Raw genomic sequence first — 25,416 nt, 5'->3', positions numbered from 1 at the left:
TAGACAGTATTTTTTCTGCAATGTACTCTTATAGTAGGCAACATAGAATTTAAAAATTAAGAAGTAATGCGCTGCTAGTCAGTTGAATGAATGGGGCTCATATGGAATATTTTCTATCTTTATTTTAGATAGGGGAATTTTTATTCATTTTTGCTAGATAAAGGGGAGAAGTATAATGCTAGAAAGAATGTCATTTTTTGCAAAGCTATACAATGTAGATGTGAATCCAGAAGTAGGTATGTGGCTACTTTATGGTACAATGATTATTTTGAGTGCACTTGTATATAATTTGGGTTTTGCTAGGAAATTATCGCTATTAAAAAATGTTGTGATTTATGTGGTATTAGCAATTGGGTGTACGGTTCTAACTTTTTTTGGAGTTTTGTTACCAGTTGGGGAAGGGCTCGTTGTAGCGGCGCTTGTGCTTGGTATTTATAGATTGCGCTTACGTCAAGTAAAGAAACAGAGAGTGAGCTAAGGGGGGATGTTTCATGCGTTCTGTACAAGATGCATTATACAATTGGCTAACGATTAAAACTGTCGCGGAAGCACGCCCGTATGATGAGGCTGCAAAAGAAACATATTTACTGTTTCATAATATGTTACATGAAGATCATCAATTAAGAGATGTAACGGTGGAAAAGAAAGAAGATATGTATTTGGTTACATATGAACGAGACGGGGAAAAACATTCTACAAGATTTCCATTAGAGCTTATAGATTGTTTCTTAGATCAAATGAAACGAGAGCCGGAGAAATATAAATAAGCCCTCATCTGAAGGATTAAGGACTTATTTGGCAGTTTACCACTCATCTTCTATTGTTTTATCACGATATAAGTGGAATTTTCCGGTTGCATGGCGTTCCATTGTACGTTCTGCAATACGTTCTGTGCATTCCATGCACATATATGTATGAATAGGACGGTTACGAAGCCTTTTGGCCATAGGATTTTCGTCATCTAACTCTTCTTTTTTATCACAAAGCATGCATTTGACTCTCATTTCGTCACCTCAATACAAATTCTATCGATATAAGTATATCATGTAAATTTGATATTTTTGAACTATAGGGGGAAAAAATAATATTTTCGCAATTCGAAAAATAAGTTATTATTAAGATGAAGAAAAATTTGGAGGTGGAAATATGGCAAATGTAGTAGAAACTACATTGACAGATTCTTTAGTTCAATCTTTACGTGAAGGACATATTATTACAATTGCAACAATTGATTTTGAAAAGGCTGTTCCAAATGTAAGTGCTATTTCATGGGTATATGCAATGAATGAGACAAGTATACGATTTGCAGTTGATCAACGCTCTCGTATTGCGGAAAATTTACGCCATCAGTCAGGGCTTGTACTTACTGTAATGGCAAATGAATCTGTATTTTCCATTAGCGGTGAAGCAAAGATTTTAACAGATAGAATGGAAGGCATTCCCCTCAAATTAACTGTAGTAGAAGTATCTGTTCAAGAAGTGCGTGATGTTATGTTTTATGGAGCAAAGCTTGCTTCGGAACCAACATATGAAAAAACATATGATCTTCGTGCTGCTGAAAAACTTGATAATCAAGTTTTAACAGCAATGAAAGAATTGTAGGAATGGATGAGCGCTATGATTGTTCATCCTTTTCTACTATTTTAACCAAAGTAAATAGTTGATCTTTGTTGCATGTTAAAATATAAATTTTGATGAATAATACAATACCTAGTTATAAATGAGAAAAATGATTAAGAAAAGTTTTAATTTATATGAATTTCGATTCTACCTCGTTAATACATTACATATAATTATAACAATGGTTCGTCCATATCATGATCATGGATGAAACCCTTGTTCTACAAATTTAAAAGTGGAGTCAGGGGGTAACAGGTTGGATAAAATTTATGTGTTAGATACGAATGTACTTTTGCAGGATCCTTTATCTATTTTTTCTTTTGAAACAAATGAGGTAGTGATTCCAGCAGTTGTATTAGAAGAGGTTGATTCGAAAAAACGCTACATGGATGAAGTCGGACGAAATGCTCGTTATGTATCTAAATTGATAGATAAATTTCGCGAATTAGGAAAACTGCATGAGAGTATTCCTCTTGAAAATGGAGGGACATTTCGTATTGAATTAAACCATCGTTCATTTGTTCAACTGCAAGATATTTTTGTTGAAAAAACAAACGATAATCGCATTTTAGCTGTTGCGAAAAATTTATTTTTGGAAGAGCAAGAGAAAGAGAGTGGAAAGGCTGTCATTCTAGTCAGTAAGGATGTGCTTGTAAGAGTAAAGGCGGATGCACTTGGTTTACAAGCTGAAGATTATTTAAGCGATCGTGTAATTGAAGTGGACAATATATATTCAGGTTTTTTAGAAGGCTACATATCAAAAGAGAAATTAAATTATTTTTATGAAAAAGGGGAGCTTCCTTTATCAGAAATTGCAAATCACCCATTTTATCCAAATCAGTTTATTGTGATGAAAGATGCGTTGGGTGGTTCTAGCTCTGCACTTGGAATTGTGGATTTTTCAGGGAAAAAAGTGAAGAAACTTGTTTTTCATAATGAGCAAGTTTGGGGAATACGTCCGCGGAATGTGCAGCAAACTATGGGATTAGAATTGTTGCTCCGTGAAGATATTCCACTCGTAACATTAACGGGTAAAGCAGGAACTGGTAAAACTTTACTTGCGCTAGCAGCTGGCCTTATGCAAACGGAGGATTTAGGGTTGTACAAAAAACTCCTTGTTGCCCGGCCAATTGTTCCAGTTGGCAAAGATATCGGCTATTTACCAGGAGAAAAAGAAGAAAAATTAAGACCGTGGATGCAGCCGATTTTCGATAACCTAGAGTATTTATTTAATACAAAAAAACCAGGTGAATTAGATGCGATTTTAGCAGGGATGGGTTCAATTGAAGTAGAGGCGCTTACTTATATAAGAGGGCGAAGTATTCCAGATCAATTTATTATTATTGATGAGGCACAAAATTTAACGAAACATGAAGTGAAAACAATATTAACAAGGGTTGGAGAAAAGAGTAAAATTGTATTAATGGGAGATCCACAACAAATTGATCATCCTTACTTAGATGAATATAATAATGGTCTAACGTATGTTGTAGAGAAATTTAAAGAACAAAAAATTAGCGGACATGTAAAGTTTGTAAAAGGAGAACGTTCGAATTTAGCACAACTAGCAGCGGATTTATTATAAAAAGAAGCGGGACACAGTCCCGCTTCTTTTTTAAATAATTGTAAACTTACGGATGTTTCGAATGGGATTGTTTATATTAGAACCATCACCAAAGTAAAGGTGAACAGGCCCATCTTCTCGTAATGGTTTTCCGTCTTTTGAAAATCCAAGAATAACATTGTTTGTTTCTTCTAATGAAAGTCTGATTGTATCATGCAGTGTATGAATTTCAACATGTGTCGCTTCAGCTGCAATTTCAGCGTTTTTAAAAAAGGGATGAAGTGGTATGCCAAACGTTCCTGTAATGAGCTGTTCTTTTTTAAATTTTTTTACGCTTTTTTGAATAGGTGGGAAAGCGGCGCCATCACGGATTTCGCGATCCCAATGTTCGGAAGTATGCTTGAGATAGTCTTCTAATTCTGATTTTTCTTCTTTCGTTTCGGTGAAGTAAGTTGTTAAATCTACTTTTCGATCATCAAAAATCCAAACGCTTGGATCAAGTGTGATTGGAAAGCGGACTTTCCCGTTTATAAATAAAATTTCACTCATTGTTGTTCCCCCATTTGTATTATGCTCCCACTTTTCAGTATAATAGCATTAGACACGATTGTCACAAAAAATGTTTCTATTGCAATTTATTAAAACTATCGCTAATATTAATAGATAGGATAGGAGAGTAGGACGGAAACGGAGGGAATCAATTTGGCGTCTGAGACAGTAGCAAATCATCAGGAAAAGGCACTTGCCCTTCTACAAGCGGATGCGGAGAAGATTTTAAGACTTATTAAGGTGCAAATGGACCACCTTACGATGCCGCAATGTCCATTATATGAAGAAGTGTTGGACACACAAATGTTTGGACTATCCCGTGAAGTTGACTTTGCGGTTCGTCTTGGTCTTATTGCAGAAGAGCAAGGCAAAGACATGTTAGGAGAGCTCGAACGGGAATTATCAGCACTTCATGAAGCATTTACAAACAAACAACAATAAAGGGTTCAAATAAGGGGGCTCAAACTGGCTAAGTTTGAGCTTTTTATTTGTATAATAAAGAAGGAAGAATTCCAATACATATGGAATACAACAATTAAACTGAAAACAGAAAGAGGATATTGAATGAAAAAAGTATGGAAGTCAATGGATTATTCATTATTGCTTCCTCTTGTTATTTTATGTGTACTGGGAGTTATAATGGTATATAGTGCTAGCTCAATTTTAGCGGTTACAAAATATGGGAAACCGGCTAATTACTTTTTTTATAAGCAACTACTAGCATTAGGAATAGGGACAGTATTAGGATTAGGTATAATTGCTGCGATTCCATACCAGGTTTGGAGAAAACGGATTATTTTGCTACTAATGATGATAGGTAGTATAGGATTGCTAGTGTTATCATTATTGCTGGGAACAACAGCAAATGGTGCGCAAGCGTGGGTATTTGGGATACAACCAGCTGAATTCATTAAAATCGCTATTATTATCGTACTTGCACGTTTCTTTGCAAGAAGACAAGAAACAGATACTTCAGTGTGGCAAGGATCAGCGGGTACGATTCTATTTATAGGATTAATAGTACTTTTAATTCTTAAACAAAATGACTTAGGAACGGTTCTGATAATCATAGGTATTGTCGGAACTATGTTTCTTTGTTCAGGTGTTCCGATTAATAAGTGGATAAAGCGTTTGGTGTTAAGCTCTATTATATGGATTCCGCTTTTATACTTAATTGGTAACTACACATTGGAAGATTATCAGAAAGCCCGTTTTACAGCGTTTTTAAATCCATTTGAAGATACTCAACATGATGGATATCAGCTGGTGAATTCCTTTATTGCAATTGCATCAGGTGGCCTAAATGGTAGAGGACTTAGTAACAGTATACAAAAATTCGGATATTTACCTGAACCACATACAGACTTTATTATGGCGATTGTATCTGAGGAACTTGGTTTTATTGGTGTAGCGATTGTTTTAATTAGTTTGTTACTTATTATCATTCGTGCATTTAGAATTGCTCAAAAGTGTAAAGATCCATTTGGAAGTTTAATTGCAATTGGTATTGCTAGCCTGATTGGAATACAAACATTTGTTATTGTTGGTGGTATGACGGGGCTAATACCTCTTACTGGTGTACCTTTACCATTTGTCAGTTATGGTGGTAGTTCTTTAATGGCGAATTTTATTGCAATGGGGATATTGCTAAATATAGGTAGTTACGTGAAACGACAAGAGAAACAGCAAAAAGAAATATATGAGAAAAAAGAGCAAGGTGAGCCGCATCTTGTTGTTGTGAAATAAAAAGGCTTTGTGTTTTTTGACACAAAGCCTTTTTATTATGATATTTTAAATAGGTTATACTTTGTGGGGGTCGTAATGTTAATAGTGTAACATATTTATTTTAATGTGATATACAATAAAGCTGTTAGAAAAAGAAGAGTTGTGCTATACTATTTTTGTGAAACAAATTGATCAGAAAACTTATCATTTGTTGAAAAATAAGGTATGATGAATAAAAATAAAGTGAAGCTTTCCGAGTATAATTTAGAAAAGAAAGTGAAGAACTTCACGCTCAAAAGAGCGTGTACCTATTTAATCTCTAGAGTGGTAGGAAAGTAGAGGGGGAAAATCATGAAAAAGCTGCAACGTATTCAAAAAGTATTAGTAGCTAACCGTGGGGAAATTGCAATTCGTGTATTCAGGGCCTGTTCAGAACTTGGATTAAACACAGTTGCAATTTATTCAAAAGAGGATAGCGGTTCTTACCATCGCTATAAAGCAGATGAATCTTATTTAGTGGGAGAAGGCAAAAAGCCAATCGATGCTTACCTTGATATTGAGGGTATTATTGAAATTGCGAAAAGCAATCACGTGGATGCAATTCACCCTGGATATGGTTTCTTGTCAGAAAACATCCAATTTGCTAGACGCTGTGAAGAAGAGGGAATTATCTTTATCGGACCAAAAAGTAAACATTTAGATATGTTTGGAGATAAAGTAAAAGCAAGAACACAAGCGCAATTAGCTGATATTCCAGTTATTCCTGGCAGTGATGGGCCTATTAATTCAATAGAAGAAGTTGAAGAGTTTGCTAAGAAGTATGATTACCCTATAATTATTAAAGCTTCCCTTGGTGGTGGCGGCCGTGGTATGCGTATTGTGCGCAGCGGTGAAGAATTAAAAGAGTCTTATGATCGTGCAAAGTCAGAAGCAAAAGCGGCTTTTGGTAATGACGAAGTCTACGTTGAAAAATTTGTTGAAAAACCTAAACATATAGAAGTCCAAATACTGGCAGATGAACAAGGAAATGTTGTGCATTTATATGAGCGTGATTGTTCTGTACAACGTCGTCATCAAAAAGTAGTTGAAATTGCACCAAGTGTATCACTTTCAGATGATCTTCGTCATCGTATTTGTGAAGCAGCGGTGAAATTAACGAAAAATGTAAATTATTTAAATGCTGGTACAGTTGAATTCCTTGTAAAAGGTAATGATTTTTATTTCATCGAAGTAAACCCACGTGTTCAAGTAGAACATACTATTACAGAGATGATTACAGGGATTGATATTGTTCAGTCACAAATTTTAATTGCAGATGGACATGCCTTACATAGTCCAATGGTAAGCATACCAAAACAAGAGGAGATTATTGTACATGGTTATGCGATCCAATCTCGTGTAACGACAGAAGATCCACTTAATAACTTTATGCCTGATACAGGAAAAATTATGGCGTATCGCTCTGGTGGCGGTTTTGGTGTTCGTCTTGACACAGGGAACAGCTTCCAAGGTGCAGTTATTACACCGTACTATGATTCTTTACTTGTAAAGGTAACAACTTGGGCACTTACATTTGAACAAGCCGCTGCGAAAATGGAGCGTAACTTAAAAGAATTCCGTATTCGAGGTATTAAAACAAATATTCCATTCTTAGAGAATGTGGTAAAACATAAAAACTTTTTATCAGGGGAATATGATACATCATTTATTGATGCATCACCTGAACTATTCGTATTCCCAAAACGTAAAGACCGTGGTACAAAAATGTTAAGTTATATCGGTACAGTAACGGTAAATGGTTTCCCGGGAGTAGGGAAGAAAGAAAAGCCAATTTTCCCAGATGCACGTATACCAAATGTGAAGCACTATGAGCCAATTCAAAGTGGAACGAAACAAATTTTAAACGAGCGCGGTGCAGAGGGATTAGTAAAATGGGTACAAGATCAAAAGCGTGTACTTTTAACAGATACAACATTCCGTGATGCACATCAATCATTACTTGCAACACGTATTCGTACAAAAGATTTAAATCAAATTGCTGAACCAACAGCTAGAATGTTACCAAACTTATTCTCAGCGGAAATGTGGGGCGGTGCAACGTTTGATGTTGCATATCGTTTCTTAAAAGAAGATCCATGGGAACGCTTATTAGAACTTCGTGAAAGAATGCCAAATGTTTTATTCCAAATGCTTCTTCGTTCATCGAATGCAGTTGGTTATAAAAACTATCCAGATAATTTAATTCAAAAATTTGTGGAATGTTCAGCACAAGCTGGTATTGATGTATTCCGTATTTTTGATAGCTTAAATTGGGTGGAAGGTATGAGAGTTGCAATTGATGCTGTAAGAGATAGTGGTAAGATTGCAGAAGCAACAATGTGTTATACAGGGGATATTCATGACCCAATGCGTAGTAAATATGATTTGAATTACTATAAAAACTTAGCGAAAGAATTAGAAGCATCAGGGGCACATATTTTAGGTATTAAAGATATGGCTGGCTTGTTAAAACCAAATGCAGCGTACGATTTAGTTTCTGCGTTAAAAGAAACGGTATCGATTCCGATTCACCTTCATACGCATGATACAAGTGGAAATGGTGTTTTAACGTATACGAAAGCAATTGAAGCGGGTGTTGATATTGTCGATGTAGCGGTAAGCTCAATGGCAGGATTAACATCACAACCAAGTGCGAATACACTATACTATGCGTTAGGTGGAAATGAAAGACAACCAGATGTTGATGTAAATTCATTAGAAAAACTTTCACATTACTGGGAAGATGTTCGTAAATATTATGCCTCATTTGAAAGCGGCATGAATGCTCCTCATACAGAGGTGTACATGCATGAAATGCCAGGTGGACAATATAGTAATCTTCAACAACAAGCGAAAGCAGTTGGATTGGGAGATCGATTTGATGAAGTAAAAGTGATGTATCGCCGCGTAAATGATATGTTTGGTGATATTGTAAAAGTAACTCCATCATCAAAAGTTGTTGGTGATATGGCATTATTTATGGTTCAAAATCACTTGACAGAACAAGATATTTTTGAACGAGGACAGTCTTTAGACTTCCCAGGTTCGGTTGTTGAAATGTTCTCTGGTGATCTTGGACAACCATATGGTGGCTTCCCAAAAGAATTACAAAAAATCATTTTAAAAGGGAAAGAGCCGTTAACAGTAAGACCGGGAGAATTGTTAGAACCAATAGATTTCAATGCTTTAAAAGAAGAGCTATTCCATAAACTTGGACGTGAAGTAACAATTTTTGATGTAGTTGCATATGCATTGTATCCAAAAGTGTTTATGGATTATGAAAAAGTTGCTGGCCTTTATGGAAATGTGTCTGTGCTTGATACACCGACATTCTTCTATGGTATGAGACTTGGTGAAGAAATTGGTGTGGAAATTGAACGTGGTAAAACATTGATGGTTAAATTAGTATCAATTGGAGAACCGCAGCCAGATGGAACACGTGTACTTTACTTTGAATTTAACGGACAACCTCGTGAAATTGTTGTGAAAGATGAAAGTATTAAAGCAACAGTTGCACAGCGTGTGAAAGGGAACCGTGAGAACCCAAATCATATTAGTGCTACAATGCCAGGAACTGTTATTAAAGTCGTTGTGAATGAAGGCGATGAAGTGAAAAAAGGTGATTCCATGGCCATTACAGAAGCAATGAAAATGGAGACAACAGTTCAAGCGCCATTCAACGGTAAAGTGAAGAAAGTATATGTAAAAGATGGCGATGCTATTCAAACAGGTGATTTATTAATCGAACTAGATCAATAATTGTAAAAAAAGAGCTGCTGAAAAGCAGCTCTTTTTTAGTGCTCGTAAAAACTTAATTGGTGAGGACAGACCCCTCACTGGTGAAAGTGTCACTTTATATAAAAATAATAACTTGCCATAGTGGCAAGTTATTAAAATGATTGTTTCTTTTACGCTGTAGTTGATTCGTTTGTGTCTTGTGCGTTTGCTTTGCTTCTTGTACCTAACATAACTAAATAACATAATACGGCAAAGAGGCAAGAGATAAAGAGTGAGTGTAACAGTGCCATTGATAAGCTTGCATCTGTATATACAACTAAAACACCAACAATTGCTTGAAGGGTAACGAGAATAAATGAAATAATCCATCCCCAATATATAACTCGTTGTTGTTTATAATGACGAATAGCAATAATCATCGCATATAGAATCCAAGCAAATATTAACATGGCTGCAACCCTGTGCCCCATTTGAACCCATTCGTGTAACTGGGTAGGCCATGGTCTATTTTTACTACAAAGTGGGAAGTCTGGACATGCTAAACTTGCACGTTCATGACGTACCAGCGCTCCTGTATAGACGACAATATAGCTGTAAATTGTTACACCATAAATATGAAATTTCATTTTTTTGTCCATAATGAGAGATCGTGCATCGAATTTTTTATCAATCTCAAAAATAAGACATGTTAGTAAAATGACAGAAGCAAATGAAATTAAGGAAATACCAAAATGAATAGCGAGTACAGCAGGGACTTGTCCCCATACAACTGCGGCTGCTCCCATTAGCGCTTGTGCAACTAAAAAGACGAAAGATAAAATAGCTAGTGTTTTTGTTTCACGTACATGTTTATAGTATTTCCAGGCTAAGATACACAGAAGTGTAACGAGAATTCCTGCGGATCCTGATGTTAAGCGGTGACTTAGTTCAATAATCGTTTCCATCGATAGATTAGAGGGAACGAGTTCACCATTACAAAGTGGCCATGATTTACCGCAACCTTGACCTGAACCTGTTTTTGTAACCAAAGCCCCTCCTAATAAAACCCCTAGTAAATCAAGGCTTGTAATGACTGCTAACCATTTAATAAAGCGTTGCAATCTGTTTCACCATCTTTCTGTTATGAAGTTATTGCGAAATATTTTCATTCCATCAATTTTATAGAACAAAACGCGCTACAGTCCTATGATATATAAAAAATAATAAAATAGCAAAGAAATGAAGAAGGGGGATAAAGTTCTTTGAATAAGAAAAAAATGGAATTTAAATTACATATTTTAGGAGAAAATACTTCTATTATGAAAAGAAATAGGGAGAATATATGCTAAATATGACAAAATAGTTTATTATAGAAGGTAACCTCATGTTATGATAGGAAGTAATAGGAGAAACTTTTTTGTTATTCGACACAAAAAGTTCATGTTTTCTTCACAAAATGTTCGGGAAATATGATTTAATATATTCGAGTATGAGCGTAGATTAGTAGTAGAGTGAGAAAACAACATTTCTACTGTAATAATATTGCTATATAGAAGCGTATTACTTTTGTAAAGTAAAGACGCGAAAGAAGGATGAAAGTTTTAAGAGGGGGTTGAAATGATGAACCATGCAACAAGTGAGCTGCATGATGAGTCAGCTGTAACAGATGTACCGGAAACAACACGTGTACAAGATTTATTAGCGCTCGTTAAGATGGGGATTGTAAACTCAAATACACTTACTGTGTTTACAGGATTTTGGTTGGCTTTACACTTTAATGGATTAAATGCTGTGAACCACTTGGATAAAATGTTCTTTACAATTGTCGGTTCTGCATTAATTATGGCAGGGTCTTGTAGCTTAAATAACTATATTGATCGAGATATCGATCATTTAATGGAACGGACAAAAAACCGTCCGACAGTAACTGGAAAATATAAACCTGGGTTTGTGCTAACGTTAGGCATTACACTATTGCTTCTTGGTTTTGTATTCTTGCTACTTACAACACCAATGGCAGCATTTATTGGTTTCATTGGTGCTTTCACATATGTTGTTTTGTATTCATTATGGACAAAACGAGCATATACACTAAATACAGTAGTAGGTAGTGTATCTGGAGCAGTTCCACCTTTAATTGGCTGGGCAGCAATTGATTCTAGTTTAGATCATCCAATCGCTTGGATGCTATTTTTAATTATGTTTATTTGGCAAATCCCACATTTCCTCGCGTTAGCGATGAAACGTGTTGATGAATATCGAAATGCAGGCATTCCAATGCTTCCTGTTGTACATGGATTTGATATTACAAAACGTCAAATCATGATTTGGACAGTATGTTTATTACCACTACCATTTTATATGAGTGGACTTGGAGTAACATTCATGGTAATTGCAACACTGCTTAACATCGGATGGATCGTATTAGGATTCTATGGCTTCCGTAAGAAAGATGACATCAAATGGTCCGTGCAAATGTTTGTCTACTCCTTGAATTACTTGACAATCTTATTTGTGTCAATGATTGTAGTTACATTCTTCTAAGACAACGACATGAGGGGATTTCTTTACGTTGAGATTTACTTTACTTACTATAAATAAAGTACAATCTAATTCACAAAGAAAGTGGGGGTTGTTTGTATGAAGAAACAGTGGCGACTGCTTTCATTCGTTTCACTGCTGGCTTTACTGTTAGGGGGATGCGGTAAAGCCTTCCAATCTACTTTAATTCCGCAAGGTGAAGTAGCAAAAATGCAATATGATTTACTCTTGTTAGCAAGTGCAATTATGGTAGGTGTAGTACTTGTAGTTACTATTATTTTCTTGTATGTAATTGTGCGTTTCCGGCAAAAGAAAGGGCAGGAAGATTATATCCCGAAGCAAGTTGAAGGAAATCACAAGCTAGAGATTATATGGACAGTCATTCCAATTATCCTTTTACTGATATTGGCTGTTCCAACTGTTACATATACATTCAAACTTGCTGATGTAAGTGCGATGGAGAAAAAGAATATTGATAAAGATACAATCGTTGTTGATGTAACAGCGAATCTTTATTGGTGGGAATTTTCTTATAAATCAGAAAAGGTAGTAACTTCGCAAGATTTAGTCATCCCCACAGGAAAGAAAGTATATTTGAATTTGAAAGGTGCCGACATTAAACATTCATTTTGGGTTCCATCTTTAGCTGGAAAAATGGATACGAATACAGATAATGTCAACAAAATGTGGTTAAAAGCAGATAAATCAGGCACTTATAATGGTTTTTGTACTGAATTTTGTGGCCCATCACATTCTTTAATGCAATTTAAAGTGAAAGCTGTTGATGAAAGCGAGTACAAAGCTTGGATTGCTGATATGAAGAAGATTGATGGTAAGAAGGAAGTAGCTTCTACAAAAGAACAAGAAGGTAAGGAAATATTTAACAAAAGTTGTATTGGTTGTCATGCAGTTGGATCAAATGATAGTAGACCACCTTCTGCACGTATCGCACCAAACCTAGCAAACTTTGCTGATCGCGATATGGTTGCCGGCATTGCTGAAAATAATGAAGAAAACCTAAAAAAATGGCTAAAGGATCCTGAAAATATGAAACCAGGAAATAAAATGACCGGTAAGTATGGCAACTTAACGGATGAACAAGTAGATGCATTAAATGCATATTTGCAAACGTTAAAAGTTGAGAAGTAAAGAGGGATTATTTGCGAAGGGGAGGTTGAAAACGTGAGTTCTGTAGCAAAAAAACAGGGGATGGGTGCTGTTATATGGGATTATTTAACGACAGTAGACCATAAAAAAATTGCCATTCTCTATTTAATTGCAGGTGGGTTGTTTTTTATCATTGGCGGAATAGAAGCACTATTTATCCGTCTTCAATTAGCAATTCCAAATAATGCTTTTCTTGTTGGAGATGCGTATAACCAAGTATTAACGATGCACGGCACAACAATGATTTTCCTCGCAGCTATGCCGCTTGTATTTGCATTTATGAACGCTGCTGTACCACTTCAAATTGGAGCACGGGATGTGGCGTTTCCATTTTTAAACTCACTTGGATTTTGGTTGTTTTTCTTCGGTGGAGTATTTTTAAACTTAAGTTGGTTTTTAGGAGGAGCACCTGATGCAGGGTGGACATCCTATGCATCGTTATCCCTTGCTTCTAAAGGACATGGTGTTGACTTTTATGTATTAGGATTACAAATATCAGGTATCGGCACACTGATCGGTGGTATTAACTTCCTTGTCACAATTATTAATATGCGTGCCCCCGGAATGACATATATGCGTATGCCGATGTTTACATGGACAACATTTGTAACTTCTTCACTTATTTTATTTGCTTTCCCGCCATTAACAGTGGGATTGGCACTACTTATGTTAGATCGCTTATTTGGTACAAGTTTCTTTAACCCTGCTTTAGGAGGGAATACGATTATATGGGAGCATTTATTCTGGATCTTTGGTCACCCAGAAGTGTACATTCTTATACTCCCAGCTTTCGGAATATTCTCAGAAATCTTCGCTACATTTTCTAAAAAACGACTATTTGGTTACTCATCTATGGTATTTGCAACAGTGTTAATTGGATTTTTAGGATTTATGGTATGGGCGCATCACATGTTCACAGTTGGTCTTGGTCCTGTTGCGAATGCTATTTTTTCAGTTGCAACGATGGCAATTGCAGTTCCGACCGGTATTAAAATCTTTAACTGGCTCTTTACAATGTGGGGTGGGAGTATTAGGTTTACAACGCCAATGATGTGGGCTGTTGCTTTTATTCCATCATTCGTAATGGGTGGTGTAACAGGAGTCATGCTTGCCTCGGCTCCGGCTGACTATCAATTCCACGATAACTATTTTGTTGTGGCGCATTTTCACTACGTAATCGTTGGTGGGGTTGTGTTCGGATTATTAGCAGGTGCACATTATTATTGGCCGCTTATGTTTAACAGAGTATTAAATGAGACGTTAGGGAAAATTACATTTTGGTTGTTCTTCATCGGCTTCCATTTAACATTCTTTATCCAGCATTTCCTTGGTTTAATAGGTATGCCGCGTCGTTACTATACGTATTTACCAGGTCAAGGATTAGAGATGGGGAACTTAATTAGTTCGATTGGTGCTATATTTATGGGACTTGGAACGATTGTTCTATTATTCAATGTTGTGAAAACATCGTTGTCTAAAGAAAAAGCGGGCCGTGATCCATGGGATGCTCGTACATTAGAATGGACAATGCCAGCTCCAACACCAGAATATAATTTTAAACAATTACCATTCGTTCGAGGGTTAGATCCGTTCTGGATTGAGAAACGTGAAGGGAATAAAGAAATGACACCAGCAGAGCCTGTGAGTGACATTCATATGCCGAATCCTTCATTTTCACCATTTGTTATATCCCTTGGATTGTTTATAGCAGCATTTGGTGCAATGTATATGCAAGGTGGAAAAGATAAATTCTGGTTATTAGTTGCAATTATTGGGCTTATCATTACGTTCGGTGCAATGTTCTTGAGATCGATAATTGATGATCATGGGTATCATATTCATAAAGAAGATTTAGATGATAAGGGGGGCAAGGCGTAATGCATGTGGAGGAAAAATTAACGAATGAAACATTTCCAGCAGAGCCTGAAAAAGCAACCCTCGAGGGGAAAAATAAGTTTGTGGGATTTTGGCTGTTTCTTGGAGGCGAAACTGTATTATTCGCTTCCTTGTTCGGCACATATTTAGCATTAAAGAATTCTACAAACGGCGGCCCCACTTCTCAAGAAATGTTTCAAATGCCACTTGTCTTTATTATGACGATGCTTCTGCTAACGAGTAGTTTAACAAGCGTGTATGCGATGTATCATATGAAGAACTTTAACTTTAAGCAGATGCAGTTTTGGTTAATTGTTACGGTACTATTAGGATTAGGATTTTTAGGGTTTGAGATTTATGAATTTTATCATTATACACATGAATTCAAACATACGATGAGAAGTAGTGCATTTGGTTCAGCATTTTATGCGCTTGTTGGAACTCATGGATTACACGTATTGTTCGGATTGTTATGGATCTTAACATTAGTTTTTCGGAATGCAAAGCGGGGGCTGAATTTATATAATGCCCCAAAGTTTTACGTTGCATCTATTTACTGGCACTTTATTGATGTAGTTTGGGTGTTTATTTTCACTGTAGTATACTTGATGGGAATGGTGGGATAAACAATGGCGATAAAGCAAACAAACACAAGTAACTCAAAGATAGATCTCGTTTATCGTAGAAAAAAAAGTGCAGAGGAAATGAGACATCAAGTAATTACATTTGGTTTAATGATTTTCTTAACGATTGTAGCTTTTGTGGCAGTCGCTTATCCGAAAACATTTAGCCCTCTTTTCTCTGTACCATTTATTTTATTGTTAGCTGTCGTGCAAGTAATATTTCAATTATATTATTTCATGCATATGAGTCATAAAGGACATGAAGCAGCAGCCTTTTTCTTATATTCAGGGTTATTAGTAGGGTTATTAACCATTTTAGCTTTTATGACGATTGTCTGGGTTTAAAAAGTAAAGGATAGGGAGCTTGAAGTTATCTTCGCTCCCTTTTTCCTATGAGGGTAAGGAGTTCGTATTGAAAGGGTGGGTGTGAAAATGAGCAACTTATGGATATTTGGTTTTCAAGCTTTATGGAGCCCGATCTTTTTACTTTTTATGGTGTCTATCCTTATCTGTTATTTTCTTATTATCGGGCCATATAGAAAGCGGTTCGATGATACAGAAAAGGTAAATAAAAAGCAGATATTTTATTTTACGACTGGGATTGTCCTATTGTATTTTGTAAAAGGTGGACCTGTTGATTTACTGGGACATATTGTATTTAGTGCACATATGTTTGAAATGGCAGTGATGTATATTGCGGTACCGCCATTATTGTTATTAGGAATTCCGATTTGGTTATACAAATATATTACTTCTTTTCGTTTTATCCAAGTGATATTGACTATGTTTACAAAACCACTTATTGCTTTGTTTGTATTTAATGGATTATTTTCCATTTATCATTTGCCGGTTGTGTTTGATGCTGTAAAACAAAATCAAGTTGCTCATCCTATTTTTCTTGCTGTTTTATTTTTTACTGCAATGATGATGTGGTGGCCTATGCTGAATCCATTGCCGGAATATCAAACATTAAGTGAAATTAAAAAAATTGGTTATATGTTTGCGAACGGTGTATTATTGACACCAGCTTGTGCACTGATCATATTTGCTAGCGAATCGTTGTTTGCTACATATACGGATCCGAGTGCATGGATGAAAGCGATGGAGCTCTGTGTGCCTGCAGGAACATTGACTGATTTAAACATAACTGGACCAGACTTTTTACATTGGATACCAGTAGTAGAGGATCAACAAACAGGTGGTATCATTATGAAAATTGTCCAGGAAATAGTGTATGGTACGATTATTGGTTATGTGTTTTTTAAGTGGGCACGTAAAGAACGTAAAAAGGATGAGGAGCAACTTCAGGCAGTGCCTCATTATTTGCAAACGAAATGAAAAAAGGTGCATGAGTATGCGCCTTTTTTTCTGTGTATAGAATGAATTGTAATATGATTGTGTTTGGTAAAAGAAGGGATTTCCAGCATCTGTGTGGTATTTAATATAGGGATTGATGAAAATTCATATTGTTAAAGACATACAATGATTCACTACTAGTTTTATTGAAACACATTTTTAAACTCTAATTTTAGGTTTGAATCGGGAGACATAACATGCTCTCTTTATTAAACATAAATTATTTTTAAGGGGGACTTTAAATGGGGAGTAGTGGAAGTATGGTAAAGCCAATTAGTGGTTTTTTAACAGCTTTAATTCAATATCCGGTACCAATAGTGGAGTCACGAGCAGATATTGATAAACAAATTAAACAGATTATTAAAACAATCCATTCAACCAAAGCTGGCTATCCAGGATTAGAATTAATAGTGTTTCCTGAGTATAGTACGCAAGGGCTTAATACAAAGAAATGGACAACAGAAGAATTTTTATGTACAGTACCTGGACCAGAAACAGATTTATTTGCTGAAGCGTGTAAAGAAGCACAGGTGTATGGTGTGTTTTCGATAATGGAAAAAAATCCAGATGGTGGGGAGCCGTATAATACAGCAATTATTATTGATTCACAAGGTAAGATGATTTTAAAATATCGGAAATTGAATCCTTGGGTGCCAGTTGAACCGTGGAAAGCAGGAGACTTAGGTCTACCTGTATGTGAAGGACCAGGAGGAAGTAAGCTGGCGGTTTGTATTTGCCATGATGGTATGTTTCCTGAAGTTGCTCGTGAGGCAGCTTATAAAGGTGCCAATGTTTTAATCCGTATTTCTGGATATAGCACACAGGTGAGTGAACAATGGATGTTAACGAATCGTTCGAATGCATGGCAAAATTTGATGTATACATTATCGGTAAATTTGGCAGGTTATGACGGTGTGTTCTATTATTTTGGCGAAGGGCAAGTATGTAATTTTGACGGAACGACTTTAGTACAAGGACACCGAAACCCATGGGAAATTGTTACGGCAGAAGTATATCCAGAGCTAGCGGATCAAGCTAGATTAGGGTGGGGGCTTGAAAATAATATTTATAATTTAGGTTCTAGAGGTTATGTAGCTACTCCAGGCGGTGTCAAAGAAAATCCATATACATTTGTAAAAGACTTAGCTGAAGGCAAGTATAAAGTTCCGTGGGAAGATGATATTAAAGTAAAGGATGGTTCTATTTATGGCTATCCAGTTAAAAAGACAATTCATTCTTAATTTGTAAATAAAACAGGCGTGTCCATATGGATACGCCTGTTTTATTTACTCGATAACTTGAAATTCCTTCAATTCTTTTTCAATGTTTTGCAGAAGTTGTTCGCATTTTTGGATTACGTTTGTAGGAAAAACTTCATTCTCACCATACTCAACACCATGTGGATAATAATGTTTTCCTAGCAATGGTGAAAGTAATTTAACTTGTGCATGTCGTCCTCCGATTTCCCCTTCCACCGCAAAGCCTTGTATTCGTAAATAATATACATCCTTCAATATTTCAAATTTATAGTCATATGTAACTCGCTCATAATCCCACTGTCCAGCAAGTACAAAATGCTGATTTTGCATAACTTCCGTGAGCAGTGTAAAATCAATAATCGTACCTATAAGTTTTGAATCTGTAAATTGCATGAAATCCCTCCCTGTTTTTATGTGAAAACCTTTAATTTTATAATAGTATGAATAATAAGAAATCGCAATTCATATTGAGAGAAAAGGGAGAATCACGGCTTTTTTCATAAAAATATGATATAGTGAAAATAGTATGGTACACACAAAAGTGAAGACAGATATTTGTGTATATCTCAATTTTATGTTTGACCAGGAGGTATATTGTTTGAAGAAATTATTACGTATCGTAATGATTACGGTTTTTATTTTAGCAATGGATTTATACGGGAAATTACTCGTTTCGCAATATATATTACAGCCATCTCATTCTAAACAGGAACATAAGATTGTTAAGAAAAAGAAACAGATAAATGAAGGGTTTCCGGAGACGATCTCCCAATTAATAGGAGGAGATTCGGAAAATTTGTTAGCAAAATGGGGTGAACCAGCTCGAATCGAACCTTCTGCGTATGGTTACGAATGGTGGATTTATAATCAAGATTTATCGCAATATGTACAGTTTGGTGTTGCAGAACATAAAATTGTAACAGCTTATGCTGCTGGTGATCAAGTGGATGTGGCTCCATTTCGTATGAATGAAAGATATGAAGATGTCTATAAAAAAAATCCATTCTCACATGAAATTTCTTTGAAAAAAGGAAGGAACAGTTATCAATTTGAATTATCTGATAATGAAATTGCAGAACAACCACTTGTTTCGATAGAAGAAGATGGTTGGGCACAGTTATATTTTGACCGATTCACACATGAACTTGTTGGAATTCGGTATATGGATGATGAGACATTGCTTCGACAAAGACCGTATCAGCTTGTTTATTCTGGAGAGTTAGCGGCAGTGCAGCCAACCACTCCAGAAAAAATGACACAAATAGAACATGGGAATATGCAACAAATTCTAGATCTGACTAATATTATTCGTAGTCGTCATCAATTGCCATTATTAACATGGGATCAACAAACAGCTGAAGTGGCTTTTGGGCATAGTAAAGATATGAAAGAAAATAATTATTTTTCACATGATTCACCGAAATTTGGGACTTTAGGAGATCGATTACAACGAGGTCAAGTTGCATTTCAACTTGCAGGTGAAAATATAGCAGCGCAGCATACTGATGGGATCGCTGCAGTACAAGGTTGGCTGAATAGTGAGGGACATCGGAAAAACTTGTTAAATGAACAATTTACTGGACTAGGTGTTGGAGTCTTTGATAAATTTTATACTCAAAATTTCATTAGAAAATAGGGGAAGGTGCATGAATCGTTTAAAAATAGGCGAACCATGCGCCTTTTTTTTCTTACAATGATAGTAGATATATCTGAAGAGGTGAGGATTATGACAAAAACAAAAGGACCGTTACATCCTTCTGTTCAACAATTTAAAGCGTTTGTAAACCATCACCCTAAAATGGTTCATGAAGTTCGAAATGGTCAAAAAACATGGCAACAATTTTATGAGGAATGGTATTTACTTGGGGAGCAAGATGAAATGTGGAAGGTCTATAAAGCAGACGGAGAAGTGATTTCTTCTCCAGCACAAGAAAATAATGATGAAAAAGCTGCCGATTTGATGGGGCAAATGCTTTCTTTTTTAAAAAAATTAGATGCAGAGCAAATGCAACAACATCTGGCTAATGTAACGAGTGCGATTGGGAGTGTGCAACAGGTCATTCAGCAATTTCAAGGGAATCGTACACGACCTGAGCAAAGAACTTCTGAAAATAATCCATTTTTCTTTCGAAAAGATTAGGAGGAAAAAGAGGATGAGGGCAGAGCTTATGGAATTTATAAAAGTTGATAAAGATTTAGAGCGTTATATTCGTGAACAACCCCATTGGTATCGGAAATTATCTCGTAGTCCGGAGGAAAAGGAGGCATTTGAATTAGCTGCCTTACAGTATTATAAAAAGACAATCCCAGATAAAGTTGCAAAATTTCAAAATCAATTGGCAGTTGCTTCTATTATGATTGACATGTTTCAATATATGAAGCAGCAAAATGCAACGTAATTGGAAGGGAAAACTATGTCCGTCATGTGAAACTTTTGTTACAATAGAAACAGATTGTTGAAAAAAGGAGTTATAACATGACGGAAATTTGTTTAGTACGACATGGACAAACTGATTGGAATTTTCAAGAGATTATTCAAGGGCGTGAAGACATTCCGCTTAATGAAGTTGGGAAAAAGCAAGCAAGTCAAAGTGCAGCTGCGTTAAAATTGGAAACGTGGGATGTGATTATTAGCAGTCCCTTAATTAGAGCACAGGAAACAGCACAGGCAATTAGTGGGGCTGTTGGAATACATTCTATTCTTCTTGATGAGCGATTTGTTGAACGGAATTTTGGAGAGGCTTCAGGAAAACCAGTTCCTACAGTTAGAGAACTTATTGCAGAGGGAAATGTAGAAGGTATGGAGACAGATGAAGAGATTGTAAATCGCTGCTTTGCTGCATTGCAAGATGTTGCACAAGTACATGCAGGTAAGCGCATTATTATTGTTGCACATTCACATGCGATAAAAGCAATTTTACACGCAATCTTACCTGATGAAATTACATTTAAAACTCCATTGAAAAATGCGTGCATTAGTTATGTAAAAGAGGAGAATGGAAGCTGGGACGTATTACGATATAATATCGCGGAGCATATTTGTGTATAAGAAATTATGATGGATAAGTGTTTTCAGTAATAGAACTTTTTACTGTATATGCAGATGTGATACTCAAATTAGTAGTTCTGTTCTAAATGTGTTATGATGGTTACTCGGAGGTGTCTCTCATGATTGTAGCGACGCTTGAAAGCGTAATGATATTAGACGAGGCAGAGCAGCTTGCAAAAGCGATTGTCTGTTCAGATATAGCAGAGAGTTATCGTGAATGTTATAAGGCGTTACAGGAAGATTTGGAGGCTCAAACATTAATTGGCCAATTTACAGTAATGAAAGAGCGATATGAAGAAGTGCAACGCTTTGGAAAATACCATCCTGATTATACTTTCGTTTCGAAAAATATGCGAGAATTAAAACGTTCTGTAGATTTGCATGAAAAGGTATCTGCTTTTAAAAAAGCAGAAAATGCTTTGCAAAAACTATTAGATGAAGTCAGTGTAGCGATTGGTTCCGAAGTATCATCTGCTATTAAAGTTCCTACTGGAAATCCGTTTTTTGATGCAGGTGGATGCGGAGGCGGTTGTGGCTCTGGTGGAAGTTGTGGTTGTAAAAAGACGGGGTGATATGCCCCGTTTTTTAGAATATGGAAGAAACCGTATACAGAACTTGTTCTATAACGTACTATAATTTCACAAATTTCTGATTGATGTTTATAAGATACAAGAATATGAGTATATAAAAGGAGAAGATGGAGAAGATTATGTTCGGGCAACGACAAAGTATGATTGTTTATTTACATTCATTGAAACATGCCAAGATTTTAAGGAAATATGGTAATATTCATTACATATCAAAGCGTTTGAAATATGCAGTCGTATATTGTGATATGGAACAAATAGAGCATATGATGCAAAAACTAAATAAACTTCCTTTTGTGAAAAAAATTGAGCAATCATATCGTCCATTTCTTAAAACGGAATTTGAAAATTCACGTCCGGATCGCGCGAAAGAATACGACTATAGTTAAAGAGGAAGACCCCCACTAATTTTGGTGGGGGTTTTTTATGTTAATAAAATACAATGAGTATAAAGTGAAACTTCCATCAGTGGGGGGACTGCCTATAAATAGCGAGATGAAAATTGCTACTGCATTGGAGGAATGAAATGATTCATTCGTAAAATGCCGATAAGGTGATTAAAATATAATTCTTTTTCCGGGAAAATTGTAGAAGGTTTTACTGTAAAAGAAGTAACGTTTTTCCCGATTTGTTCAGCCGTTTCTTCAAATAAAATGATTCGTTTACTTTTTGTATCTTCAAGTATAGGAATCCCTTCGCGGCATATGTATAGCGGTTGGAAGTCACCAACCTTTGTTGGTTTAAGAACAACAACAAGTGAGCATACTTTTTTATCATTTTTTAAGGTTTCAAATTGTAACATATGTGACACACGATCTTTATTTGTGTGTGCAATCTCAAGTAATTCATATAAATCGGAGTAGCCTTCTCCTAGTTCAATAAAACGTTGAATCATATTATTTCCTCCTCTTTCTTTTACTGTATCATTTCATTTTTAAAATGAAAAGCAGACCAAAGAAAAAAACCCTGCAAAGCAGGGCCCTTCTTATACTAGTATGTACTAGTAAGAAGGCAAAGGGAGAGGAGAAACCGGAGGAAGAACTTATGGGGAAACGTAAGTCTTCTCCGCGGTTGGCAACAACATCGAAGGTGATGTTGTTATATTTATTTATGTCCAATCTAAATGAAGATATACATAATGAATTTAAAATTTATCGTAGGCTTTTTATTTTTCTTTCTTTTATTTTATGATAGGATAAAAAAGATAAAGTGAACCTTGTGTTAGTAGAGGCGATCTTACTTGTAAGTAGCGAGATGAATATACATATGGGACACTGGAAAGTTATCATACAATGATGGCCTTTAAAAGAAATAAATTGTTTTTTCTTTTAATAAGTAGTGGATTCGGTTATCCTTTAATGGAAAAATACCCAGAAAACAATGGGATTTGATAGCGATTACGGGAGCGGATATGCGTTTGTAATAATCGCTCGATAGATTGAAATAAAGGTAGTGACAGCGAATGAGAGTAGTTTCTGGAAAATGTAAAGGGCATCCGCTTAAGGCTGTGCCAGGTAATACAACGCGACCGACAACGGATAAAGTAAAAGAAGCCATTTTTAATATGATTGGTCCTTATTTCGAAGGAGGGGTTGCCCTCGATTTGTTTGGAGGTAGCGGAGGACTTGGGATTGAAGCACTTAGCAGAGGAATTGACAAAGCTATTTTTGTTGATCGAGATAATAAAGCGGTGAAGGTTATTCATCAAAATTTAGAAAGTTGCAGAGTACATGATCAAGCTGAAGTGTATAGAAATGATGCAGAGCGGGCTGTAAAGGCGTTGATTAAACGTGAACTATCATTTGACCTCATACTGCTAGATCCACCATACAAAGATCAAAAAATCATTTCATTAATTAGTGTTATGGACCAACATGGATTATTGAACGAAGATGGATTGATTATGGCAGAACATGGGGATGATGTAGTCTTACCTGAGACAATAGGGGGACTTGTAAAGGTAAGAGCAGAAAATTATGGTATTACGGCGATTTCGATTTATAAGTATGAAGGTGAGGGGACCGAATGACAAGCATAGCAATTTCTTCAGGGAGTTTTGATCCGATAACTCTTGGACATTTGGATATTATTAAAAGGGGCGCAAAGGTGTTTGACGAGGTGTATGTTGTCGTTTTGAATAATTCTTCTAAGAAACCGTTCTTTTCAGTAGAAGAGCGCCTAGAGCTAATTCGAGAAGCAACAAAAGATATTCCAAACGTTAAAGTTGATTCGCACAGCGGACTGTTAGTTGAATATGCAAAAATGCGTAATGCAAACGCAATTTTGCGTGGTTTACGTGCAGTTTCTGATTTTGAATATGAGATGCAAATTACATCGATGAATCGTAAGTTAGATGAAAACATAGAAACCTTTTTTATTATGACAAATAATCAATATTCATTTTTAAGTTCAAGCATTGTGAAGGAAGTGGCTCGTTATGGTGGAAATGTAGCAGGTCTTGTTCCTCCTATTGTAGAGCGTGCTTTAAAAGAAAAGTTTCAAACCCCGTTAAGATGAACGGGGTTTTTCTTTGTTTATTATGCGTAAGAATAATAAAATAACATATAGATATAAACAAAATAGTGTAAAGGCTGGACCGTAGTAAAGTAATAGTTCCCAAGCCTTCGCAAGAATAGAAGAGTGGTTTAATAAAAATACGGGAATATCTTGTTGGTTCGGTGAAAAAGAATGTAAATTTTCATAAAGTGGCACCCAAAATATAAAAGTGTAAATTGGGGCGAGAATACTTTGGATAATTCTTGCAAAGAAATATGGTTTAAAGCGAATATCAGTTTCGGCTAAAATACTTGCTACCTGAGCTTGGATAGAAAGGCCGCTAAATGCGAGAATAAAGCTCGTTACCATGGCTTGTTCAAGAATTGTGGTCTGATTGGTTTGGCTAATCATTTGGCTACCTAGTGTCATTTCAAAAATCCCTGATAAGATAGGGATGCTAAAGTGTGGTGATAGTTGGAAGAATGTTAAAATATGTTGCATAATAAAAGCAAGCGCTTCCGTGATTTGGAAAACAGTAATCATTTTATTTAAAACGGAGAATAAAATAATAAATCCACCAATCATGAGTAAAGTTTGAATAGAGGAGATAATCGCATCACCAAGTAGTTTTCCAATCGGTCTGTTCTCTTGTAAACGTGTTTCGTGAAGAATAGCAAAAGCGTGTTGTAAGGGACGTTTTTGAATGGAATGTTTTTCTTTTATGTAGGTATTGTTGTTGCCATAAAAACGCATAAGTAATCCGACGGTAAAGTTACTAACATAATGTGCAGCGGCTAATATGAAACCTAATTTTGGATTGTTAAAAAAGCCAATAGAAACAGCTCCAAAAATAAATAATGGATTTGAAGAGTTTGTAAATGATACGAGTCGTTCTGCTTCAATTTGTGTTAGCTGATTACTTTGCCGAAGTCTCGCGCTTAATTTGGCGCCTGAGGGAAAGCCAGAAGCCATTCCCATTGCCCAAACAAAGCCACCAATACCAGGCACACGAAAGAGCGGACGCATAAGCGGCTCTAATATAACACCGATAAACTTTACAACACCTATACTAATTAACAGCTCCGCAACGATAAAAAAAGGTAGTAGCGAAGGAAAGACAACTTCCCACCATATATTTAATCCGCGAATAGAAGATTGCAAAGCGGCTTGGGGGTGAAGTACGAGAGAAAATGTTAGAAATATCATCGTTATGGTGAGAAAAGCTGTTTTCCATTTTTCATACATTTTA

At 36.0% G+C, this 25,416-nt stretch carries 29 protein-coding genes; 23 read left to right on the top strand and 6 right to left on the bottom strand.

Going from position 1 to position 25,416, the window contains the following annotated elements; all coding sequences use genetic code 11:
* The first annotated feature begins 175 nt into the window (after positions 1-175).
* Both J4P91_RS04100 and J4P91_RS04095 read left to right on the top strand, forming a co-directional pair.
* Complete coding sequence (locus J4P91_RS04100) at positions 176-478, top strand: YlaH-like family protein (RefSeq protein ID WP_017151134.1); 303 nt, start codon at positions 176-178, stop codon at positions 476-478.
* Between the two features lie 13 nt (positions 479-491).
* Positions 492-767, top strand: a complete 276-nt coding sequence (locus J4P91_RS04095; RefSeq protein WP_207993045.1) for a hypothetical protein — start codon at positions 492-494, stop codon at positions 765-767.
* A gap of 36 nt (positions 768-803) precedes the next feature.
* On the opposite strand, the gene J4P91_RS04090 is transcribed toward J4P91_RS04095, so the two are convergent.
* Entirely contained in the window at positions 804-1,004 is a 201-nt protein-coding gene (locus J4P91_RS04090) for a YlaI family protein (protein ID WP_026049164.1), read from the bottom strand.
* Between the two features lie 142 nt (positions 1,005-1,146).
* Here J4P91_RS04090 and J4P91_RS04085 point away from each other — a divergent pair, with 142 nt between their 5' ends.
* Both J4P91_RS04085 and J4P91_RS04080 read left to right on the top strand, forming a co-directional pair.
* A complete protein-coding gene (locus tag J4P91_RS04085; RefSeq protein ID WP_017151136.1) occupies positions 1,147-1,602 on the top strand; it encodes a pyridoxamine 5'-phosphate oxidase family protein in 456 nt (151 codons plus the stop codon).
* 274 nt (positions 1,603-1,876) lie between these two features.
* The gene (locus tag J4P91_RS04080) at positions 1,877-3,205 is read left to right on the top strand and encodes a PhoH family protein (protein WP_017151137.1); all 1,329 of its coding nucleotides are present in this window, start codon (positions 1,877-1,879) and stop codon (positions 3,203-3,205) included.
* Positions 3,206-3,235: 30 nt separating this feature from the next.
* Here the strand turns inward: J4P91_RS04080 and J4P91_RS04075 are convergent, their stop codons facing one another.
* A complete protein-coding gene (locus J4P91_RS04075) occupies positions 3,236-3,733 on the bottom strand; it encodes a molybdopterin-binding protein (protein ID WP_207993044.1) in 498 nt (165 codons plus the stop codon).
* A gap of 153 nt (positions 3,734-3,886) precedes the next feature.
* On the opposite strand from J4P91_RS04075, the gene J4P91_RS04070 reads away from it, so the two are divergent.
* The 3 genes from J4P91_RS04070 (at position 3,887) to pyc (ending at position 9,256) form a co-directional block, all read left to right on the top strand.
* Positions 3,887-4,174, top strand: a complete 288-nt coding sequence (locus J4P91_RS04070) for an Fpa/YlaN family protein (RefSeq protein ID WP_017151139.1) — start codon at positions 3,887-3,889, stop codon at positions 4,172-4,174.
* Positions 4,175-4,297: 123 nt separating this feature from the next.
* Positions 4,298-5,479, top strand: coding sequence for an FtsW/RodA/SpoVE family cell cycle protein (locus J4P91_RS04065; protein WP_017151140.1), 1,182 nt, complete (start codon positions 4,298-4,300; stop codon positions 5,477-5,479).
* Positions 5,480-5,809: 330 nt separating this feature from the next.
* On the top strand, positions 5,810-9,256 hold the full coding sequence (pyc, locus tag J4P91_RS04060) for a pyruvate carboxylase (protein ID WP_207993043.1): 3,447 nt from the start codon (positions 5,810-5,812) through the stop codon (positions 9,254-9,256).
* Between the two features lie 149 nt (positions 9,257-9,405).
* Here the strand turns inward: pyc and J4P91_RS04055 are convergent, their stop codons facing one another.
* Positions 9,406-10,335: a COX15/CtaA family protein gene (locus J4P91_RS04055; protein WP_207993042.1), complete on the bottom strand. Its 930-nt coding sequence runs from the start codon at positions 10,333-10,335 to the stop codon at positions 9,406-9,408.
* A gap of 499 nt (positions 10,336-10,834) precedes the next feature.
* Between J4P91_RS04055 and cyoE the strand changes: the two genes are divergently transcribed.
* From cyoE to J4P91_RS04020, 7 genes are all read left to right on the top strand, one after another.
* Complete coding sequence (cyoE, locus tag J4P91_RS04050) at positions 10,835-11,758, top strand: heme o synthase (protein ID WP_207993041.1); 924 nt, start codon at positions 10,835-10,837, stop codon at positions 11,756-11,758.
* A gap of 96 nt (positions 11,759-11,854) precedes the next feature.
* Complete coding sequence (gene coxB, locus J4P91_RS04045; RefSeq protein ID WP_207993040.1) at positions 11,855-12,904, top strand: cytochrome c oxidase subunit II; 1,050 nt, start codon at positions 11,855-11,857, stop codon at positions 12,902-12,904.
* A 60-nt stretch (positions 12,905-12,964) separates the two neighbouring features.
* Positions 12,965-14,800 (top strand): cytochrome c oxidase subunit I, encoded by a 1,836-nt coding sequence (gene ctaD / locus J4P91_RS04040; RefSeq protein ID WP_207993051.1) that lies wholly within the window; start codon positions 12,965-12,967, stop codon positions 14,798-14,800.
* The gene (ctaE, locus tag J4P91_RS04035) at positions 14,800-15,423 is read left to right on the top strand and encodes a cytochrome c oxidase subunit III (protein ID WP_017151146.1); all 624 of its coding nucleotides are present in this window, start codon (positions 14,800-14,802) and stop codon (positions 15,421-15,423) included. The genes ctaD and ctaE overlap by 1 nt, the downstream gene beginning before the upstream one ends.
* A 3-nt stretch (positions 15,424-15,426) precedes the next feature.
* Positions 15,427-15,765 carry a cytochrome c oxidase subunit IVB gene (ctaF, locus tag J4P91_RS04030; RefSeq protein WP_207993039.1) on the top strand — a complete coding sequence of 113 codons (339 nt, stop codon included), beginning with the start codon at positions 15,427-15,429 and terminating at the stop codon, positions 15,763-15,765.
* A gap of 87 nt (positions 15,766-15,852) precedes the next feature.
* A complete protein-coding gene (ctaG, locus tag J4P91_RS04025) occupies positions 15,853-16,758 on the top strand; it encodes a cytochrome c oxidase assembly factor CtaG (protein ID WP_207993038.1) in 906 nt (301 codons plus the stop codon).
* A 260-nt stretch (positions 16,759-17,018) separates the two neighbouring features.
* Complete coding sequence (locus tag J4P91_RS04020; protein ID WP_207993037.1) at positions 17,019-18,017, top strand: formamidase; 999 nt, start codon at positions 17,019-17,021, stop codon at positions 18,015-18,017.
* A 45-nt stretch (positions 18,018-18,062) separates the two neighbouring features.
* Here the strand turns inward: J4P91_RS04020 and J4P91_RS04015 are convergent, their stop codons facing one another.
* Positions 18,063-18,428: a YugN family protein gene (locus J4P91_RS04015; protein ID WP_207993036.1), complete on the bottom strand. Its 366-nt coding sequence runs from the start codon at positions 18,426-18,428 to the stop codon at positions 18,063-18,065.
* A 205-nt stretch (positions 18,429-18,633) separates the two neighbouring features.
* Between J4P91_RS04015 and J4P91_RS04010 the strand changes: the two genes are divergently transcribed.
* The 6 genes from J4P91_RS04010 (at position 18,634) to J4P91_RS03985 (ending at position 22,060) form a co-directional block, all read left to right on the top strand.
* Positions 18,634-19,671: a CAP domain-containing protein gene (locus J4P91_RS04010; RefSeq protein ID WP_207993035.1), complete on the top strand. Its 1,038-nt coding sequence runs from the start codon at positions 18,634-18,636 to the stop codon at positions 19,669-19,671.
* Between the two features lie 90 nt (positions 19,672-19,761).
* Positions 19,762-20,175: a YlbD family protein gene (locus J4P91_RS04005; RefSeq protein WP_207993034.1), complete on the top strand. Its 414-nt coding sequence runs from the start codon at positions 19,762-19,764 to the stop codon at positions 20,173-20,175.
* A gap of 13 nt (positions 20,176-20,188) precedes the next feature.
* On the top strand, positions 20,189-20,434 hold the full coding sequence (locus tag J4P91_RS04000; RefSeq protein WP_207993033.1) for a YlbE-like family protein: 246 nt from the start codon (positions 20,189-20,191) through the stop codon (positions 20,432-20,434).
* Between the two features lie 77 nt (positions 20,435-20,511).
* A complete protein-coding gene (locus J4P91_RS03995) occupies positions 20,512-21,084 on the top strand; it encodes a histidine phosphatase family protein (RefSeq protein WP_207993032.1) in 573 nt (190 codons plus the stop codon).
* A 119-nt stretch (positions 21,085-21,203) separates the two neighbouring features.
* Complete coding sequence (locus J4P91_RS03990; protein ID WP_017151155.1) at positions 21,204-21,656, top strand: YlbF/YmcA family competence regulator; 453 nt, start codon at positions 21,204-21,206, stop codon at positions 21,654-21,656.
* 137 nt (positions 21,657-21,793) lie between these two features.
* Positions 21,794-22,060: a YlbG family protein gene (locus J4P91_RS03985; RefSeq protein ID WP_026049165.1), complete on the top strand. Its 267-nt coding sequence runs from the start codon at positions 21,794-21,796 to the stop codon at positions 22,058-22,060.
* A gap of 116 nt (positions 22,061-22,176) precedes the next feature.
* Here the strand turns inward: J4P91_RS03985 and J4P91_RS03980 are convergent, their stop codons facing one another.
* Entirely contained in the window at positions 22,177-22,566 is a 390-nt protein-coding gene (locus J4P91_RS03980) for a DUF7147 family protein (RefSeq protein ID WP_207993031.1), read from the bottom strand.
* 149 nt (positions 22,567-22,715) lie between these two features.
* On the opposite strand from J4P91_RS03980, the gene J4P91_RS03975 reads away from it, so the two are divergent.
* The 3 genes from J4P91_RS03975 (at position 22,716) to coaD (ending at position 24,188) form a co-directional block, all read left to right on the top strand.
* Complete coding sequence (locus tag J4P91_RS03975) at positions 22,716-22,862, top strand: hypothetical protein (protein WP_170958144.1); 147 nt, start codon at positions 22,716-22,718, stop codon at positions 22,860-22,862.
* A gap of 271 nt (positions 22,863-23,133) precedes the next feature.
* Complete coding sequence (rsmD, locus tag J4P91_RS03970) at positions 23,134-23,700, top strand: 16S rRNA (guanine(966)-N(2))-methyltransferase RsmD (RefSeq protein WP_017151157.1); 567 nt, start codon at positions 23,134-23,136, stop codon at positions 23,698-23,700.
* Complete coding sequence (coaD, locus tag J4P91_RS03965) at positions 23,697-24,188, top strand: pantetheine-phosphate adenylyltransferase (protein ID WP_017151158.1); 492 nt, start codon at positions 23,697-23,699, stop codon at positions 24,186-24,188. The genes rsmD and coaD overlap by 4 nt, the downstream gene beginning before the upstream one ends.
* Here coaD and ylbJ read toward each other — a convergent pair.
* Positions 24,180-25,412: a sporulation integral membrane protein YlbJ gene (gene ylbJ / locus J4P91_RS03960; protein WP_207993030.1), complete on the bottom strand. Its 1,233-nt coding sequence runs from the start codon at positions 25,410-25,412 to the stop codon at positions 24,180-24,182. The genes coaD and ylbJ overlap by 9 nt on opposite strands.
* Positions 25,413-25,416: the final 4 nt, after the last annotated feature.

Origin of the sequence: Bacillus sp. XF8 (assembly GCF_017498755.1) — a bacterium.
Classification (GTDB): Bacteria; Bacillota; Bacilli; order Bacillales; family Bacillaceae_G; genus Bacillus_A; species Bacillus_A bingmayongensis.
Note: the sequence above shows the minus strand (reverse complement) of the source record. Positions and strands in the feature narration are given on the sequence as shown.